Below are 17,375 nucleotides of genomic sequence, written 5' to 3' on the forward strand. Positions count from 1 at the left end.
TGTCTGCGGTTCCTGTGGAGGAAGTGACTCCAGACTCGCGTGGCGCTGGTTAGGGGTGGTGCAGGTGAGATGCAGGGGAAGGACAAGGCGGTGACAAGGTACGCAGGGTGATCAGCCCGTCACTTCTGGTGGCGAGCTCAGACGGGCGTAGTGCGCACGGAGCTCTTCGAGATGCGGGGTCTCGCCCAGCAGCCGTTCCCAGTCGCCGATGAGCTGGACGAGCAGCTCGCGGACGCGATCGGAGGCGCCGACCGTACTCCACAGGAACATGGCGAACGCCTGACGGGTGTTGAGGGTGGCCCGGCTCGTCTCACCGTAGATGCGCTCCCTGCGCGCGATGCACTGCTCGAAGAGAGCCGTGGCCGCCTCAATGTCCCCCACGGCCTCGCGGACCCATATGAGCTCCCAGTGGACCGCGTCGTAGAACCTGTTTTCCTCCCCCTGGGTCGCCTCGATCCTGGCCAGCCACCGCTCGATCGCGTCGGTGGCTTCGGCTGCGTGGGCGCTGCTGTCCTCCTCGACGCTGTATCTCAGCGCCTTGGCCCACACCCTCCACACGTCGAGAGCGACCTCGTGTTCGCTCCCCAGGACCCGTTCGGCTCGCGTCGCGTTCTTCTTCGCCAGCTTCAGAGCTTCCTTCAACTGCCCTGCCCTAAGCAGGACTTCGGCCAGTTCCGCCCGTGTCTCGAACGTCCCCGGGTCCTTCGCGCCGAACACCCGCACGCGGTCGGCCAGATCCCGCTCCGTCAGCTCGATCGCGCGGGCGTAGTCACCGGCGTACCGATACTCCTCGGCACGATTCCGGCGCAAGGTGAAGGTGATCTCCGCACGGGGGCCGAACGCACGCTCCGCCGCCGCCACCGCCCGCTCGTGCAGTTCCATCGCGCGGCTGCGCCCGTACTCCTGGGAGGACTTGAGTCCGCCCATGTTGAACAGCCAGGCCTCGTACTCGCCGTCGGTCTCCGGGTCAGAGTGGCCGGCGAGCGCCTCCACATGCGTGAGCCACCGCACGTCCGCGTCGACGCCGCGGAACGTGTTGCTGTTGCCGCGCAGTACGCGGGCGGCCTCATGCCCCGCGCCGCCCTCCGCCCGAGCCACCGCCTGCACCAGCCGGTGCACCGAGATCGTGTCGTCGTCGTGCACCTTGACCAGACTGTGCGCGGCCAGCCGCCGCACGGCCTCCGTGACCTCCACCGGAGTCCCCATCGCCTCCAGATAGGCCCGCGGGATCCCCTCCGGCGCCCACCACCCCACAACCCCCAGAATCCGCCCCGCCAACGGCGTATCGGCCAGCCGGTCCAACGACACCCGCCACACCCGCGCCACCGTACGGGCCCGATCAGTCCCCTCGGCCGACTGGGCGAACACCTCCTCGGGATAGGCGGCCAGCAGTTCCAGATACCGCCCCGCCGAGATCCCCGCCTCCGCGCAGTACGCCGCCGCCTGCTCGACGGCGAGCGGCAGATATCCCAACTCCCGGCACAGGGCGTCGACTTCCTCCCCCGGCCCGTCGATCCGCTCGAACAGCTCGGCCGCCTCCGCCGGGGCCAGCACGTCGAGCGACAACGGCCGAGCCAGCCGGTGCCATCCACTGGCCCGCCGTGTCGTGATCAGGAACCGTCCGCCCGTGGCCCGCCCCAACAGCGGCCGCACATCCGCCGGATCGGACACGTTGTCCAGCACCAGCAGCCACCCCTCGCGCCCCGCCAGCCACTGCACGGCCCGCTCGCGCAGCGCCTCCCGGGACAGTACGTCCCGCAGCGCGGGCTGCAACGCGACCGCCAACTCGGCCAGCCCGGAGTCGAGATCGGCCACCGTCTCCGCGGTGATCCACCAGACCGGGTTGTACGACCCCACCCGCCCCGCCGCCCACCGCGCCGCAAGCGTCGACTTGCCGATGCCGCCGAGCCCATGGACGGCCTGCACGACAACCCCGTTGGTGTCCCTGAACGCCTCGTCGAGCAGCCCGAGTTCACGCTCCCGGCCGACGAACAGCGAGGTCCGGTCCGGCAGGTTGACCAGTCCCTCGGGCGCACGCTCCGGCAGCGCGAACGCCTCCGTCGGCAGATTCACCGACGTCTCGGCGTACATCGCGACCGAGCCGTCCCCGGTGAGCGCCTGCCGTATCCCCTGCGCGGACGCGATCGACCGCTGCCCCGCCGCCTCGGCCCTCGACTCCCCCGTCATACGGTCATCATGGCGCCCGCGAACACGCAGACGCACCACGTTCCGGGCGAAGGAGACCGAACCATGACAGGCGGATGGCAGGGCGACGTACTACTGGGAGGCATCGTCCTGCTCGGCTCCTCCGTCCAGTGGCTCACCGGCATGGGCTTCGCCCTGGTCGCCGTACCCGCCCTGATCCTGCTGCTCGGACCGGCGCAGGGGGTGGTGCTGGCCAACTGTGCCTCGGGGGTGATCTGTGTCGTGGGGCTGCTGGACGGGTGGCGGCGGGTGCGGCTCGCGGCGATGGTGCCGTTGTGCGTGGCGGCGGCGTGCACGGTGCCCGCGGGCGCCTGGATGACCCGCCACCTCCCGGAACCCGTCCTGTTGTTGGTCATGGGCGCACTGGTGACCGCCGCCGTCGTCCTCGTCATGCGCGGCGCCCGCCTCCCCGCCCTGCGCGGCACGAAGGGGGCCGTGGCCGCCGGGGCGGTCGGCGGGTTCATGAACTCCGCGGCCGGGGTGGGGGGCCCGCCGATATCCCTGTACGCCCTCAACGCGGGCTGGTCGGTACGGGAGTTCGTGCCGAACGCCATGTTCTACGGCGTCATCGTCAACGCCTTCTCCGTGGCGGCGAACGGGGTGCCCGAGCTGAGCGCGCCGAGGTGGCTCACGGTGGTCGTGGCCATGGCGGCGGGCGGCGTCATCGGCAGGACACTCGCTTCCCGCATCCCGGAACAGCGGGCCCGGCTGCTGGTCCTGCTGCTCGCGCTGACGGGCGGGCTCACGGCACTGGGCAAGGGCCTGTGGGGGCTGTGAGGCGAGCGTCAGTCGAGGACGGCCAGCACTGCGGACCGGAACTCCCGGGCGGTCGGTGTGTCGCCCAGGGCACGCTCACAGTCCGCCAGCAGGGCCGAGACCAGCGTCCGTGCCCTGTCCTTGTCCCCTGCCTTCATCAAGGCCAGGGCGAGTTGGCGGCGGGCCAGCAGCGCTCCGAAGCTGTCGGCGCCCCAGTGCTCGCGTGAGAAGTCCACCAGCTCCTCGGCCGCCGTGACGGCCCGTTCCACGTCACCTGTCGCGAGCCTCACGGCCACGAGCTCCCACATGAAATCCGCCGTCGTCATCACGTGCTCGGCCTGGAGCTTGTCGCGGGCGAGGGCCAGATACCTCTCGATGGCTTCGACGGCGCCCGCGCCATGGCTCTCCGGGGCGGCCTCGGCCAGCATCCGGTACCGCTTCAGGAGCGGCCTCATGGCGTTCAGCAGGACCGGATGTTCCGGTCCCAGTACCCGCTCGACGTGCTTCAGATGGTCCGCGAGCCGGTGGAGGCCCGTCTCCAGGTCGGGACCGTCCAGCCTGATGCCGATGAGCCGACCGCGGGCGTCGATGGTCTCTGTGTGGTCGGCGCCCAGCGTCGCCTCGCACTCCGCCAGCACCTCCTCGTACAGCGCGATGGCCCTGTCCCGTCGTCCGCTCGCCTCACAGGCGGCGGCAAGAGCCCTGCGCAGGTTCAGATAGCGGGTGTCGTCAGGGCCGTACGTACGAGCCGCGAGGGCCACCGCCCGCTCGACGAGAGCCAGGCTGCGTTCGTGGGCGGTGGCGACCCCCAGCAGCGTCCCGGCCATGCCCAGCACCGTCGGGAGGATGTCGTCGTCGCAGTCCTCGCCCACGTGCGCCGCCAGCGCTTCGGCGTGCTCGGCGTACCGTCGCCCCGAGGCCACCCCGCCCCCCTCCCCGGGCGGACGGGACATCGCGTCGCCGAGCAGCGCCACGGCCATCCGCCGGGCCTCCGCGACCGTCCGCTCGCTCGCCTCCCGGGCCCGCTCGTCCGGGGTCCGCGCGACCGCCTGCACCAGCCGGTGCACGGAGACCGTGCCGCCGTGCAGCCTGATCATGCTGTGCGCCGCCAGCCGCCGCAGCACGTCCGCAAGGGTGAGGGGGTCGGCCAGCGGGGCCAGCAGGTCGCGTGGGACACCGTCGGAGCCGTACCAGGCGATGATCCGCAGAAACACCTCCGCCAGCGGGGTGTCCGCCAGCCGGTCGATGGTCATCCGCCAGACACGGGCGACGGTCCGCTCGGCGTCGCCGCCCTCCGCGGTGGCCGCGTGCAGGCGCGCCGGGTAGGTGGCGAGCCATTCCCGGTACGCGCGCGGCGTGACGGCCGCCTCCCGGCAGTACGCGGCGGCCTGGTCGACGGCCAGCGGCAGAAAGCCCAGTTCGGCGCAGAGCTCCTCCACGCCGACGTCGGGGCCGTCGTAGATCTGGGTGAACAGCCGGACCGCCTCGGCGGGTTCGAGGACGTCGAGGTCCATCGACTCCGCGGTGCCGCGCCAACTCGCGGCGCCGCAGCGGCTGGTGATCAGAAAGCGGCCGTTCGGGGTGCGGTCCAGCAGCCAGGTGACGTCCGCCGGATCCATGACGTTGTCCAGCACGAGCAGCCAGCCCTCACTGCCGGCCAGCCACTGCAACGTGGCCTCCCGCAGGGCCTCTTCCGGCACCGTGCCGACCAGTGCCGGATACAGCGCCCGGGCCAGCGCCGCGAGCCCGGTGTCAAGGTCGGCGCGGGTCTCGGCGGTGATCCACCACACCGGGTTGAAGTCCGCCGCCCGTCGCCCGGCCCAGTGCGCCGCCAGCGTCGACTTGCCGATGCCGCCCAGGCCGTGGACGGCGTGCACCACGACGCCGCCGGTGCGTAGGAACGCCTCGTCCAGGCGGGCCAGTTCGGGCTCCCGGCCGACGAACAGGCTTCCCGCCCGGTCCGGCAGGTTCAGCGTGCGCGGCACGCGGGCCGGCAGCGACACCGCGTCCGGCGGTACGGTCACCGCCTTCTCGACGTGCTGGTACGGCCCGATGTGCTGCGTCCCGACCGCACCCGCGCCGGTCACGGCCACCCCGATGTCACGGCCCGCAGCGACCGCTTCGTCTCCTGAGGCGGCCACCTCGGGCCGGTGCTCGAACACGCCGCTCATGGGTCACATGATGACGTCCAGGGCGGGCGATCGTCAGGAAACCGACCAGAGTTGAGGTGCGGCCGGCCGGGCGGTCACTTCGCCGGACGCATCCCCAGCGGTCCCGCGATCTCCTCCACCATCACCGCGCCCGCCTCGAACTCCAGCGTCTCGTCGCCCATCGCCGCCTGGTCGGTGTCGAGTCCGTCCAGTTCCTCCAGGGGCTGGTTCAGGCGGACGTGCGCCAGGACCGAGTGGAGGGCGCGCAGTGTCGCGGACGCCGTCGTGCCCCAGTTGGAGAAGTAGGAGAACTGCCACCACCACAGCGCCTCGGAGGTGCGGCCCGCGCGGTAGTGGGCCATGCCGTGGCGGAGGTCGGTGATGACGTCGGTGAGGTCGTCGGAGATCCGGGCCGGGACCGGTGACTTGCGCGGCTCGTAGGGGTCGAAGACCTCCGAGTACACGTCGATCGGGTCCAGGAGGCGGGCCAGGTTCTCGCGGAGATCGTCCACGTCGGCGTCCGGGCCTGTGTCGGGCTCGTACCGCTCGTCCGGCACGATGTCCTCGTGCGCGCCCAGGCGGCCGCCCGCCAGCAGGAGCTGGGAGACCTCCAGGAGGAGGAAGGGGACGGCCGAGTCGGGCTCGTCGCCCTTCGCCACCTCGGCCACCGCCACCAGGAAGCTCTCGATCTGGTCGGCGATCTGGACGGCGAAGTCGTCGGGGTTCTGGGCAGTCGCGTGCAGTGTGGCGTCAGACATCTAGGAGTCGTCTCCCCTCGAAGGCGCGGCCGAGGGTCACCTCGTCCGCGTATTCCAGGTCGCCACCCACCGGGAGGCCGCTGGCCAGGCGGGTGACCTTGAGGCCCATGGGCTTGATCATGCGGGCGAGGTAGGTGGCGGTGGCCTCGCCCTCCAGGTTGGGGTCCGTGGCCAGGATCAGTTCCGTGACCGTCCCGTCGGCCAACCTGGCGAGAAGTTCTCGTATACGCAGGTCGTCCGGTCCGACGCCCTCGATCGGGCTGATCGCGCCGCCCAGGACGTGGTACTTGCCCCGGAACTCCCGGGTGCGCTCGATCGCCACCACGTCCTTCGGCTCCTCCACCACACAGATGACGGTGGGGTCGCGGCGGGGGTCACGGCAGATGCCGCACAGCTCCTCCTGTGCCACGTTGCCGCAGGTCGCGCAGAAGCGGACCTTCGCCTTGACCTCCATCAGCGCCTGCGCGAGCCGCCGCACGTCCGTCGGTTCCGCCTGGAGGATGTGGAAGGCGATCCGCTGCGCGCTCTTGGGACCGACGCCGGGCAGCCGCCCCAGTTCGTCGATGAGGTCCTGGACCACGCCTTCGTACAACGGACTGCCGTCCTTCCTGGGGTTCCTTAACGTACGTACGGTAGTTGGCGGACCGCCTCCTTAGAAAGGCGGGCCCGTCCTGGAAAGGCGGGCCCGTCCTAGAAGGGCAGGCCCGGGATGCCGCCGCCCAGGCCCTGGGCCAGCGGGCCCAGCTTCTGCTGCTGGAGCGTCTGGGCGTTCTCGTTGGCCGCCTGCACGGCCGCCACGATCAGGTCGGCGAGGGTCTCGGTGTCGTCCGGGTCCACGGCCTTCGGGTCGATCTTGAGGGCGCGCAGCTCACCGGAGCCGGTGACCGTCGCCTTGACCAGGCCGCCGCCGGCCTGGCCGTCGACCTCGGTCCGCGCCAGCTCCTCCTGCGCGTTCGCCAGATCCTGCTGCATCTTCTGGGCCTGCTGGAGCAGCTGCTGCATATTGGGCTGGCCACCACCGGGGATCACGATCAGCTCCCGCTCTTAGGTCTGTGTCTTGTCCTCTGTCATGAGCCTACGTGCTCCACGCAGCCATCGCCCCAGCACTCTTTCGAGTGAGATGACGTCGAGTCCTATACCTGATCAAGCCCCACTTCCGGGCGGAAAAGAGGTGAAAGCCATCCCTTCGCCACCCATTGGGAGGTAGGAAAGGTCCGGCACGTCGGCATCATGCGTCACACGTGCATTACGCAGCGTGATCGGTCGTGGTCATGGAGGGAGTCCGGGTGGGTCAGCCGGAGATGCAGCCCGAGGGTCCGCCTCAGGACGGTCGGGGCGAGGGGGCGGCCGGACTGCGGCCGGGCGATCTGACGGGACGCTCCTTCCCGCTCGGCGACTGGGGCGAGCCCGCGCTGCGGCTGGACGAGCTGTACCGGTGGGTGGAGCGCGGGGCGCTCGACACCGCCGCCTGGTACCTCATCGACCGGGTGTGGAAGCGGCGCGGGGCGCGGGCACTGCGGGCCGGGGCCGCGACGGGGGCGGTGGCCGGGGCGGCGCTGCCGCTCCTCGACCTCACCGGGGTCGTCGGCGGGGGCGCGCCCTGGGGGTATCTGGCGCTGCTGCTCGCCGGCGCGTGCATGGCCGTCGACCGGTTCTTCGGGGTGACGTCCGGGTGGATAAGGGATGTGGCCACCGCGCAGGCAGTGCAGCGGCGGCTTCAGGTGCTCCAGTTCGACTGGGCCGCGGAGAGTGTGCGGGAGGTGCTCGGTCCCACGGAGGGGACGGCCGGGGAGGCCGCCGAGCGGTGTCTGGGGGTGCTGCGGCGTTTCTCGGAGGACGTGACCGAGCTGGTGCGGGTGGAGACGGCCGACTGGATGGTGGAGTTCCGGACCGGGCCGGCGCCGCTCGGGATCCAGTCGGCGGTGGCGGCCGTACCGCGGCAGGACGGGGGCGGGGGGCAGGGGCGGTTTCCATTGCCGCCGGGGAACGGGGCTCGGCCGAATATGCCCCGGCAGCGGCCGCCGGAACCCAGGTGACGGGGTTGTCGGTGATTCGGGTGCGGGTGCGTGGGGGCTGAGCGCGCAGTTCCCCGCGCCCCTGGGACGTTTCAGCGAACGGCGCTCACAATGGCCCCGTGGAGGATCCTGGGGCGGGACTCGGCGGCTTTCGGCGGTACACCTGGTGGGCCGTGCCCGGGACTGTGGTGGGTGTGCTCGTCGTGGCCTATGGGAGCTGGGCGCTCGACGGTGATGTGCCCCTGTCGGCTCGGGTTTCGGTCGTGCCCGCCCTCTTCGTGGCGGCGACCGCCGCCGGTGTGCTGCTCAGTCGGTGGCTCGCTGCTTCCTCCGACGACCGGGCGTCCGCCGGGTGGCTGGTGGCCGCGGGCCTCTGCGCACCGATGCCGCTCCGGTGGGTCAACTCCCCCACACCGACGACCACTTGCTCGGTATGGCCGTACGCGAGGCCACCACCAACGTCCTGCGGCACAGCCGGGCCCGGCACGCCGAGGTCGAGTGCCGTGTCGCCGACGGACACGTACTGCTCCGGGTCGGCAACGACGGTGCCGGGACTGCGCCGTCGGCATCCGGCGACGGAACGGGACTCGCGGGTCTCGGCGAGAGACTGCGGCGCGGACTTCGGGTTACTGCTTGGTGTACGCCAGCTTCTCCCCGTTGCTCGTGTTCACTCGCTCCAGGGTGCCGTCCGTGCGCAGGATGATCTCGGTGGCCGCGCCCGGGGTGCAGGAGGAGGCGGGCTGGCCCACGGACACCGTGGACGGGCCGATCTCCAACGGGCCGTCGCTGCCCGGCGCTTCGGTGAGGGCGGCCCGGAAGACACAGTGGTAGTCGGGGCCGTCGGCGACGAGGGAGAGGACGGTGTCACCCACCTCGCCTTCCTGGATGGTGAGTTGGCGGGTGTGCTGCCCCTCGGCGTTGTCGATGGTCGCGGTCCAGGTCCCGAGGTATCCGGCGGGGACCGTGCCGTCGGCCGGGGCGGAGGTGGTGGCCGACGGGGAGGGTGAGGGGGCGTCGGTGGTCGGGCCGGGTGTGGTGGGCGCGGTCGCCGTGGGCGTACCGCCGTCGCCTCCGCCCTTGTCGTCCGCGTCGCCGCCGTTGCTCATCAGCGCGTAGACCGAGCCGCCGGCGCCGAGCGCGACGACCAGCGCGACGGCGACGAGCGCGATGGTGGAGCGGCCGTTGCGACGCGGGGGTTCCTGCTGGGGGTGCGGTCGCGGCGGGTAAGGGGTGGCGGCGGGACCGTACGGCGGGGTCGCACCCGGGCCGTAGGGCGGGGTCGCACCGGGGGTGCCGGGGGCGCCGCTGTACGGGTTGTACGGCGCCGGAGCTCCGGGCGTCCAGGGCTGCTGCGGGTGGCCGTAGGCGGGCGTGGGTGCGGGCGCCTGCGGGTGGTGCTGGGGCTGCTGGGGGTAGCCGTAGGCGGGGTGGGCGGGCGGCGGGGTCTGCGCGTGGCCCGCATGGCTCGCGTAACCCGCAGGGGTGGCCGGGGACGGAGGAGCCACGTCCCCCTGCTGCCCGACGACCGTCGGCAGATGATTCAGCGGGCGCGCCCCCGACTGACCGGGCTGCCCCGGCGAGGGCGGCGCGGAGGCGTCCTCGCCGGCGGCCGGAGCGTGCTCCAAAGGCACCTCACCGGTCGCACCCTCCCCGCTCTCCGGGTCCTCCGTGTCCAGCAACTGCACGGCATGCCGCCCGAGTTGGGCCACCAGCGCGCTCGGCAGCCACGGGTCGCGGGAGCGTCCGCCGGACACCGTGTCCTCGGCGCCGGTGCGGTCGAGGACCTGGTCCAGGCTGGGCCGGGCGGCCGGGTCCTTCCTCAGACAGTCCCGTACGAGATCGGCGAGGCCCTCCGGCACCCCCTCCAGGTCGGGTTCCTCCTGGGCGATCCGGAACATCAGGGCGTGCACCCCGCTGCCCCCGGCACCGAAGGGAAGCGTGCCGGTGGCGGCGTACGCGAGCACGGAGCCGAGGCAGAAGACGTCGCACGCGGGCGTGATCCGGTCGCCCCGCACCTGCTCGGGCGCCATGAAGCCGGGCGAGCCGACCAGTGCGCCGGTCCTGGTCAGGCCGCCGTCGGTCACCGTCTCCAGGGCCCGCGCGATGCCGAAGTCGATGACCCGCGGCCCGTCGATGGTCACCAGCACGTTGGAGGGCTTCAGGTCCCGGTGGATGATCCCGGCGGCGTGGATGTCCTTCAGCGCGTGGGCGAGCCCGGCGGCGAGGATCCTCACCGACCGCTCGGGCAGCGCGCCGTGATCATGACCGACGACCTGCTGGAGGCTGGGCCCGGCGACGTACCCGGTGGCGAGCCAGGGCACGGCGGCCTCGGTGTCGGCGTCGAGGACGGGCGCGGTCCAGTGTCCGCCGACCTGCCGGGCGGCCTGCACCTCCTGCCGGAACCGGCCCCGGAACTCCTCCTGCTGGGCCAGCTCCTCGCGCACCAGCTTCACGGCGACGGTACGCCCCCGGTCCGACCGGGCGAGGTACACCTGCCCCATGCCCCCGGCCCCGAGCCGCGCCAGCAGCCGATATGCCCCGATCCGGTGCGGATCCCCGGCCCCCAGCTTCTCCATCGCAGGCCCTCCCCCGACGTCCCCCGTTGTGCGCCTGTGCAACAGCCCCACGATAGTGCGGGGGCGGGGGGAGGCGAGCGGACCGGGTTCGACGGTTCCGTAACGCCGGGCCCGCGCCGAACAGGCCCCAAGCCCGACAACCTGTCGCGGAAACCCCCTGTCCACAGACAGGACGCCGATACCGCTTCCGCATCGCGGACATTTACGCTCGATCGCATGACCCCTCAGCCCAACCCCGAGGTCGGCGCCGCCGTGAAGGCCGCGGACCGTGCTCATGTGTTCCACTCCTGGTCCGCGCAGGAGCTCATCGACCCGCTCGCCGTCGCCGGCGCGGAGGGGTCGTACTTCTGGGACTACGACGGCAAGCGGTACCTGGACTTCACCAGTGGCCTCGTCTACACCAACATCGGCTACCAGCACCCGAAGGTCGTCGCCGCGATCCAGGAACAGGCCGCAACCCTGTCCACGTTCGCGCCCGCCTTCGCGATCGAGGCCCGCTCGGAGGCGGCCCGGCTGATCGCCGAACGGACGCCCGGCGACCTGGACAAGATCTTCTTCACCAACGGCGGGGCGGACGCCGTGGAGCACGCGGTGCGGATGGCCCGGCTGCACACCGGGCGGACCAAGGTGCTCTCCGCGTACCGCTCGTACCACGGCGGCACCCAGCAGGCGATCAACCTCACCGGTGACCCGCGCCGCTGGGCCTCCGACAGCGCCTCCGCCGGTGTCGTGCACTTCTGGGCGCCCTACCTCTACCGCTCCCGTTTCTACGCGGAGACGGAGGAGCAGGAGTGCGCGCGAGCGCTGGAGCACCTGGAGACCACGATCGCCTTCGAGGGCCCGGCGACCGTCGCCGCGATCATCCTGGAGACGATCCCCGGCACGGCCGGGATCATGGTGCCGCCGCCCGGCTATCTCGCCGGGGTGCGCGAGATCTGCGACAAGTACGGGATCGTCTTCGTCCTGGACGAGGTCATGGCCGGGTTCGGGCGTACCGGTGAGTGGTTCGCGGCCGACCTGTTCGGCGTCGTACCGGACCTGATGACCTTCGCCAAGGGCGTGAACAGCGGATATGTGCCGCTCGGCGGTGTCGCCATCTCCGGCGCCATCGCGGAGACCTTCGGGAAGCGGCCGTACCCCGGCGGTCTGACGTACTCCGGGCACCCGCTGGCCTGTGCCGCCGCCGTCGCGACGATCAACGTCATGGCGGAGGAGGGTGTCGTCGAGAACGCCAGGAACCTGGGGGCGACCGTCGTCGAGCCCGCCCTGCGCGAGCTCGCCGAGCGGCACCCCTCCGTCGGCGAGGTGCGCGGCGTCGGCATGTTCTGGGCGCTGGACCTGGTGAAGAACAAGGAGACCCGCGAGCCGCTGGTGGCGTACAACGCGGCGGGCGAGGCGAACGCCCCGATGGCCGCGTTCGGCGCCGCCGCCAAGAAGCACGGCATCTGGCCGTTCATCAACATGAACCGCACCCATGTGGTGCCGCCGTGCAACGTGTCCGAGGCCGAGCTCAAGGAAGGCCTGTCCGCGCTGGACGCGGCGCTCTCCGTGGCGGACGAGTACACGGAGTAGCCGTTGGGGGCGGCGTTGTGACGCTCGCTACGCGGGTAAACACGGGAAACCCGAACGCGTAAGGTGGCGTGCTCGTAGACATGTACGTGCACGCCACCCGAACGCCCCCAGGGAGAGGCCCGACCATGCCCGGCAGCAGCGGCAACGGCGCCGTGACCCGCAACACCCTGCGGCAGCAGATCGCCGACGCGCTTCGCGACGAGGTGCTGGGCGGTCGGCTCCAGCCGGGGCAGGAGTTCACGGTCAAGGAGATCGCCGAGCAGTACGGGGTGTCCGCCACCCCGGTGCGCGAGGCGCTCGTCGATCTCGCCGCTCAAGGACTGCTGGAGGCCGACCAGCATCGCGGCTTCCGGGTCCACGAGTACTCGGTCGAGGACTACCGCGGCATCATCGAGGCCCGCAGCCTCGTCATCGACGGCATGTTCCAGGCCCTGGACCGCGGTCACAAGGGCTTTGTGAACGACCCCGACGGCACCCGCGTCCTCGCCGTCCTCACCGGGGTGCGGCGCCGGGGCGAGGAGGCGCAGCGGGCGGCCACGGCCGGTGACCTCACCGTGCTGATCGGCTATGACCTGCGGTTCTGGCGCGAGTTGAGCTCGATCTTCGGCAACCCCTACCTCGCCGACTTCCTGCACCGGCTGCGGGTGCAGTCCTGGGTGTGCGCGGTGCAGCATCTGCGCCGGCTGACCGATCTGCGCGGACAGCTGTGGGCCGACCACACCGAGCTGGTCGACGCCCTGGTCCGCCGTGACACCGCCGCCGCCCGGGAGATCGTAGGCGCTTACAACGCGCAGTCCCTCGCGGTCATCGAGCGCCTGGCCGGGGAATGAGCACCACCGAATGAGCGCTGCCCCCGGGGTGTGGGTATGGGACGTTCACGACTACTCTTCCCTGACCACTCCGCTACACGGAGCTATCCGAGGAGCTCTCTTTGGCCTGTGATCTGTGGCTGGTACCGCTCGTCGACGTGTTGTGCCACACGCCCGACAACCCGTTCGCCGAGGAACTCGCGCAGTACAACAAGGTGCTGGCCGAGGCCGGCCTGCCGCCGGTACCGGTGTACCAGTACATGCCGGGTCTGTCCGGCGAGGTCGCCCCGGTGGCCGGCTTCGACTATGACGCCCTGCACTTCCTGCGCCGCGCGTATCTGCTCCAGGTCTGCGGCCTGCCCGTCACCCCGGTCGACGAACTGGGCGGGGACTACGAGCAGTTGCTGGAGATGTTCGAGACGACCGCCCAGCAGTCGCACCTGGTCTGGCACTACGACCACGCGGGCGCGTACGTCCCCGTCGACTTCCCGCACCCGCTGGCCAACGACGAACTCCTCGCGGGCGGCGGCCCCTTGGGTTCCGCGCAGACCCTGCTGCGGGAGCTGCAACTGGTCGCCCCGTCGATCGGCATAGACCCGGCCAACCCTCCGGCGGCCCCGCAGCCGCCCCTGGGCCCCACGGAGTTGGAGGAGCCGGCGGTCCCCGCGCCGTACGATCCCAGCCCGTTCTCCCGTGAACGGCACGTCTGGCTGGGCCTGCACGCGGCGGCGACCCGGAGCCTGGCACAGGGCTCGATGATCATCTTCAGCTAGGCCTGTCCGGTGGCGGTCACCGCAGTTGGGACAATCCCTTCTGGAGGTCCTCGGCGTTCATGACCGGTGTCATGGTCAGCTCGGCGTCGAGGTCCATGAGGAAGGGCTCGCCCTTCGGCGGCATCTCGGAGCTGTCCTGCATGTCGAAGACCATGTAACAGGTGCGGACCCCGTGGTCGAGGGTGAAGTAGGCGGCCTCGGGCTTGATGTTCTCCATGGTCTCCTGCATCAGCTGGGGCAGCTTGCCGGTGCGGATCAGCTCGTTCGCCTTCTCGGTGTTCAGGGACGCCTTGAGCAGAACGCGCATCGCCCTCACCTTCTTCCGTCGGTGGACACGCGCATGTTTACAGCGTAGATGCGTACGCCCGATATGTCCCGTCCTCGCTGGGCCCCTACTCCTCCGGGAGACCCCGGGAAGCCTCCCGCGGTGCGACGCGCGCCGAGCCGTCCGGGAGCACGCTGAAGCCGTACCCGAAGGGAGATACGGCGATGATCCTGGTGACCGGTGCGACAGGACACCTGGGCGGCGAGCTCGTACGACGGCTGGCGGCGTCCGGCGAGCCCGTACGGGCCATGACGCGGCGCCCGGACGAGGCCCGCTTCCCGACAGGCGTGGAGCCGGTGTACGGCGACGCGGCCGACCCGGCGAGTCTGACGGCGGCGTTCACGGGCATCTCCGCGGCCTTCCTGATGTCGGCCCAGCCGGTGGGCACGGCCCCGGCCCCGACCCACGACCTGGCCCTGGCGGAGGCGGCGCGAGAGGCGGGCGTACGACGCCTGGTGAAACTGTCGGTGCTGGACGGCGGCGGCACGGGCGGCGACCGCGATCCGATCGTCCGCTGGCACGCGGCGGCGGAGGCCTCGGTCGTCGGCCGGTTCCCCGCCTGGACCCTCCTGCGCCCCGGCCGCTTCATGTCCAACGCCCTGCAATGGGCACCCCAGTTGCGGACCGGCGACGAGGTGGCGATCCCCTTCGCCGACCGCCCGGCGGCGAGCATCGACCCGGCGGACCTGGCGGAGATCGCGGCCCTGGCCCTGACGACCGACGAACACGCCGGTATGACCTACGAGTTGAGCGGCCCCGAGTCCCTCACCCCCACCGAGGAACTCTCACTGCTCGGCCGCGCCCTCTCCCGCGACCTGCGCGTCCGCCCCGTACCGCCCGAGGCGGCCCGCGCGGGCATGGAGCGCTACGGCTTCCCGCCCGACGTCGTCGACGCGATCCTGCACCACACCCTCGACGACGACCGGGGCACGGAGGTCCTCCCGACGGCGGCGAAGGTACTGGGCCGCCCGGCGCGGACGTTCGCGCAGTGGGCGGGGACGCATGCGGAGGCGTTCCGGCGATGATCGGGGCACTGTTTGTTGACTGCCGGCGCACCCGGAAGGCCCGACGGCGGCACGCCTTACGCGGTACGGAACGCCCGGCTGAAGTCGGCGGGTTGGGCGAAGCCCCAGCAGGCCGCGATGACATGCACCGACACATGGGCCAGGCGGACGTCGGCCAGGTCGCGACGGCAGCGCTCCAGCCGCTGCGCCTTGATCCAGACGGCCACGGTCAGTCCCTGCCGCTGGAAGAGCCGGTGCAGATAGCGGGTGGAGATGTGGGGCGCGGCGGCGACGTCGTCGGGGGTCAGCCGGCCGTCGCCGAGGTGCGGGAGGACGTACGCCTGGATGCGCGGCAGCAGCGGATCCGGGCGCCGCGCCTCCGGGTGCCGGGCCCCTGACGGCCCCACATCCAGTAACGCACCGGCGAGTTCGAGGACAGCCGGCCCCAGCCGCAGCGCGTCCACCGGCCGGTACGGCGTCGTGTCCCGCGCCTCCCCCGTCACCAGCCCGGCGAGCGGCGGGGCCAGGTGACCGCCCCCGCCGAACATCCGGTTGACGTCCCGTCCCGAAACCGCTGTCAGAACGGTCAGAACACGGGGGTTCCGGCCTGCGTCAGCTTCCAGTTCGTCGCCGCGAAGTCCGCCGGGTCCAGCGTTCCCTTCGCCGTCACGTAGTCGATCATCAGCTGGCGGATCTCGTTCGTGGAGCTGTACGCGATGTCGGCGGTCGCGATGTGCGGGTACCCCGAACCCCCGTTGGCCCGGTAGTTGTTGACGGCGACGACGAAGACCTGGTCGTCGGCGACGGCCGTACCGCCGTAGGTCAGGTTCTTGATCCTTGACCCCTCCGCCGCGGCGATGTCGATCTCGTAGGAGACCCCCGCGGCCGTGTCGTACATGTAGTCCCAGAAGCTGTTGGCGTTGGTGAGCGTGGCGGTGTCCACGGCCGTGCCGGCCGGGACCTGGTGGTAGTACTTCGCCGCGTACTCCAGGTAGTCCCTGAGCTGGGCGCCGGTGAGCTTCTTGCCGTACAGGGTGTTGTCGTAGATGTAGAGCCCGGCGATGTCCTTGATGGTGACGCTGCCGGCCGGGATGTCGGCGGTGCGGGAGAAGGGCGCGGCGACGGAGATGAGCGGCAGCGCGGCGTCGGACGTCGACAGGCCCGCCTTCACCGTGTCCATCTGCACCTGGTGGATGAAGTCCATGATCGGGACGTCCTTCCAGCAGGAGTCCGCGGCGGACAGATCCTGCGTGCACGTGCCCACGGCCGTGTTGACGTACTTGACCACGAGTTCGTGGTCGGCCTCCAGCAGCTTCTTGATCTCCGGGTCCTCGTCGACGCCCTTCGGGTCGAGGGTCTGCGCGGTCTTCTTGGTGACCTTCCAACGCCCGTGCTGCAACTCGACCTCGAAGTCGAAGACGCTGAGCCGGTAGCCCCAGCAGTACGGTTCGGAAAGGAGCACCTCCTCACCCGTCTCCGCGTTCTTCACGGTGTACGACGGGACCTCGACATGCGTGTGGCCGACCAGGATCGCGTCGATGCCGGGGACCTGCTCGGCGACGAGGTTGGAGGCGTTCTCGACGTACGGGAGCGCGTCGCCGTACGAGGTCGACCCGTCGAGACCGGAGTGGTCGGTCAGGAAGACCACGTCACAGCCCAGCGCCCGCAGCCTCGGCACATACTTCTTCGCCTGCTCGACCAGCCCCGGGAAGACCATCTTCCCGCTCACGTTGTCCTTGTCCCACAGGGCGATCCCGGGGTTGGTGAGCCCGAGGATGCCGACCTTGATGTCCGGCGCGCCCGGCACACAGATCCGCTTCACGGTGTACGGCGGGAAGGCGGGCCTCAGCGTCTTGGCGTCCAGCGCGTTGGCGCCGAGGAGGGGGAAGCGACACTGCTCCTCGAACTTCCTCAGCACCTCGATGCCGTAGTTGAACTCGTGGTTGCCGAGGGCGGCGGCGTCGTAGCGCATGTGGTTCATGGCGACGGCCATCGGATGCTTCGGCGCGCCCTTGTCGGTGATGGGCTGCACGCGCGCGAAGTAGTAGGCCAGCGAGGTGCCCTGGATGATGTCACCGGCGTCGACGAGCAGGACCCGGTGCTCGCCCTTGGCCGCGCGCTGCTGCTTGATGAGCGTGGCGACCCGGGCGACCCCGACGGAGTTCCCCTTGGCGTCGCTGTAGGCGGCGTCCTTGTAGTAATCCCAGTCGAAGACGTGACTGTGCAGGTCGGTGGTGCCGAGGACGGAGAACGACCAGGTCTTGGGGGCCTTCCCGCCGGGTCGGTGTTCGGCGGCCTGGGCCTCACCGGTGGCGAGCGTTCCGGCGACGGCGACGGCCGCGCCGGTGACGGCCGACTTCTGCACGAACTCACGGCGGTTCATGGGCGGGACGGGCATGGAGGACTCCTGGGACGGGGAGAGGGAGGAGGGG

15 protein-coding genes are annotated in these 17,375 nt (G+C 71.2%); 6 read left to right on the plus strand and 9 right to left on the minus strand.

All coding sequences use genetic code 11. The features are described 5' to 3' along the window. Positions 1-111: 111 nt before the first annotated feature. On the minus strand, positions 112-2,187 hold the full coding sequence (locus OG866_RS20230) for a tetratricopeptide repeat protein (protein WP_329336599.1): 2,076 nt from the start codon (positions 2,185-2,187) through the stop codon (positions 112-114). Between the two features lie 63 nt (positions 2,188-2,250). Between OG866_RS20230 and OG866_RS20235 the strand changes: the two genes are divergently transcribed. After that, positions 2,251-2,982, plus strand: coding sequence for a sulfite exporter TauE/SafE family protein (locus tag OG866_RS20235; RefSeq protein ID WP_329336601.1), 732 nt, complete (start codon positions 2,251-2,253; stop codon positions 2,980-2,982). A gap of 8 nt (positions 2,983-2,990) precedes the next feature. Here OG866_RS20235 and OG866_RS20240 read toward each other — a convergent pair whose 3' ends face one another. From OG866_RS20240 to OG866_RS20255, 4 genes are all read right to left on the minus strand, one after another. Next, positions 2,991-5,132, minus strand: coding sequence for a tetratricopeptide repeat protein (locus OG866_RS20240; RefSeq protein ID WP_329336602.1), 2,142 nt, complete (start codon positions 5,130-5,132; stop codon positions 2,991-2,993). Between the two features lie 74 nt (positions 5,133-5,206). Further along, positions 5,207-5,869 carry a DUF5063 domain-containing protein gene (locus OG866_RS20245; protein WP_329336604.1) on the minus strand — a complete coding sequence of 221 codons (663 nt, stop codon included), beginning with the start codon at positions 5,867-5,869 and terminating at the stop codon, positions 5,207-5,209. Continuing rightward, complete coding sequence (recR, locus tag OG866_RS20250; protein ID WP_329336605.1) at positions 5,862-6,461, minus strand: recombination mediator RecR; 600 nt, start codon at positions 6,459-6,461, stop codon at positions 5,862-5,864. Before recR ends, OG866_RS20245 begins: the two co-directional genes overlap by 8 nt. A gap of 98 nt (positions 6,462-6,559) precedes the next feature. After that, positions 6,560-6,898, minus strand: coding sequence for a YbaB/EbfC family nucleoid-associated protein (locus tag OG866_RS20255; RefSeq protein ID WP_266824224.1), 339 nt, complete (start codon positions 6,896-6,898; stop codon positions 6,560-6,562). 257 nt (positions 6,899-7,155) lie between these two features. Between OG866_RS20255 and OG866_RS20260 the strand changes: the two genes are divergently transcribed. Further along, a complete protein-coding gene (locus OG866_RS20260) occupies positions 7,156-7,905 on the plus strand; it encodes an SLATT domain-containing protein (protein WP_329336606.1) in 750 nt (249 codons plus the stop codon). Positions 7,906-8,510: 605 nt separating this feature from the next. On the opposite strand, the gene OG866_RS20265 is transcribed toward OG866_RS20260, so the two are convergent. Next, entirely contained in the window at positions 8,511-10,460 is a 1,950-nt protein-coding gene (locus OG866_RS20265; protein ID WP_329336608.1) for a serine/threonine protein kinase, read from the minus strand. Positions 10,461-10,676: 216 nt separating this feature from the next. On the opposite strand from OG866_RS20265, the gene OG866_RS20270 reads away from it, so the two are divergent. The 3 genes from OG866_RS20270 (at position 10,677) to OG866_RS20280 (ending at position 13,614) form a co-directional block, all read left to right on the plus strand. Then, on the plus strand, positions 10,677-12,032 hold the full coding sequence (locus OG866_RS20270) for an aspartate aminotransferase family protein (RefSeq protein WP_329336610.1): 1,356 nt from the start codon (positions 10,677-10,679) through the stop codon (positions 12,030-12,032). Between the two features lie 125 nt (positions 12,033-12,157). Next, the gene (locus tag OG866_RS20275) at positions 12,158-12,862 is read left to right on the plus strand and encodes a GntR family transcriptional regulator (protein ID WP_329336612.1); all 705 of its coding nucleotides are present in this window, start codon (positions 12,158-12,160) and stop codon (positions 12,860-12,862) included. A 101-nt stretch (positions 12,863-12,963) separates the two neighbouring features. Further along, positions 12,964-13,614, plus strand: coding sequence for a hypothetical protein (locus OG866_RS20280; RefSeq protein WP_329336613.1), 651 nt, complete (start codon positions 12,964-12,966; stop codon positions 13,612-13,614). A 16-nt stretch (positions 13,615-13,630) separates the two neighbouring features. Here OG866_RS20280 and OG866_RS20285 read toward each other — a convergent pair whose 3' ends face one another. Continuing rightward, on the minus strand, positions 13,631-13,921 hold the full coding sequence (locus OG866_RS20285) for a hypothetical protein (RefSeq protein ID WP_329336615.1): 291 nt from the start codon (positions 13,919-13,921) through the stop codon (positions 13,631-13,633). Positions 13,922-14,103: 182 nt separating this feature from the next. On the opposite strand from OG866_RS20285, the gene OG866_RS20290 reads away from it, so the two are divergent. Next, positions 14,104-14,964 (plus strand): NAD(P)H-binding protein, encoded by an 861-nt coding sequence (locus tag OG866_RS20290; protein WP_329336616.1) that lies wholly within the window; start codon positions 14,104-14,106, stop codon positions 14,962-14,964. A gap of 56 nt (positions 14,965-15,020) precedes the next feature. Here OG866_RS20290 and OG866_RS20295 read toward each other — a convergent pair whose 3' ends face one another. Together OG866_RS20295 and OG866_RS20300 are read right to left on the minus strand one after the other, a co-directional pair. Next, positions 15,021-15,491 carry a helix-turn-helix domain-containing protein gene (locus tag OG866_RS20295; protein WP_329336618.1) on the minus strand — a complete coding sequence of 157 codons (471 nt, stop codon included), beginning with the start codon at positions 15,489-15,491 and terminating at the stop codon, positions 15,021-15,023. Positions 15,492-15,529: 38 nt separating this feature from the next. Further along, a complete protein-coding gene (locus OG866_RS20300; RefSeq protein ID WP_329336619.1) occupies positions 15,530-17,341 on the minus strand; it encodes a bifunctional metallophosphatase/5'-nucleotidase in 1,812 nt (603 codons plus the stop codon). Between the last annotated feature and the right edge of the window lie 34 nt (positions 17,342-17,375).

This window comes from Streptomyces sp. NBC_00663 (assembly GCF_036226885.1).
GTDB lineage: Bacteria > Actinomycetota > Actinomycetes > Streptomycetales > Streptomycetaceae > Streptomyces.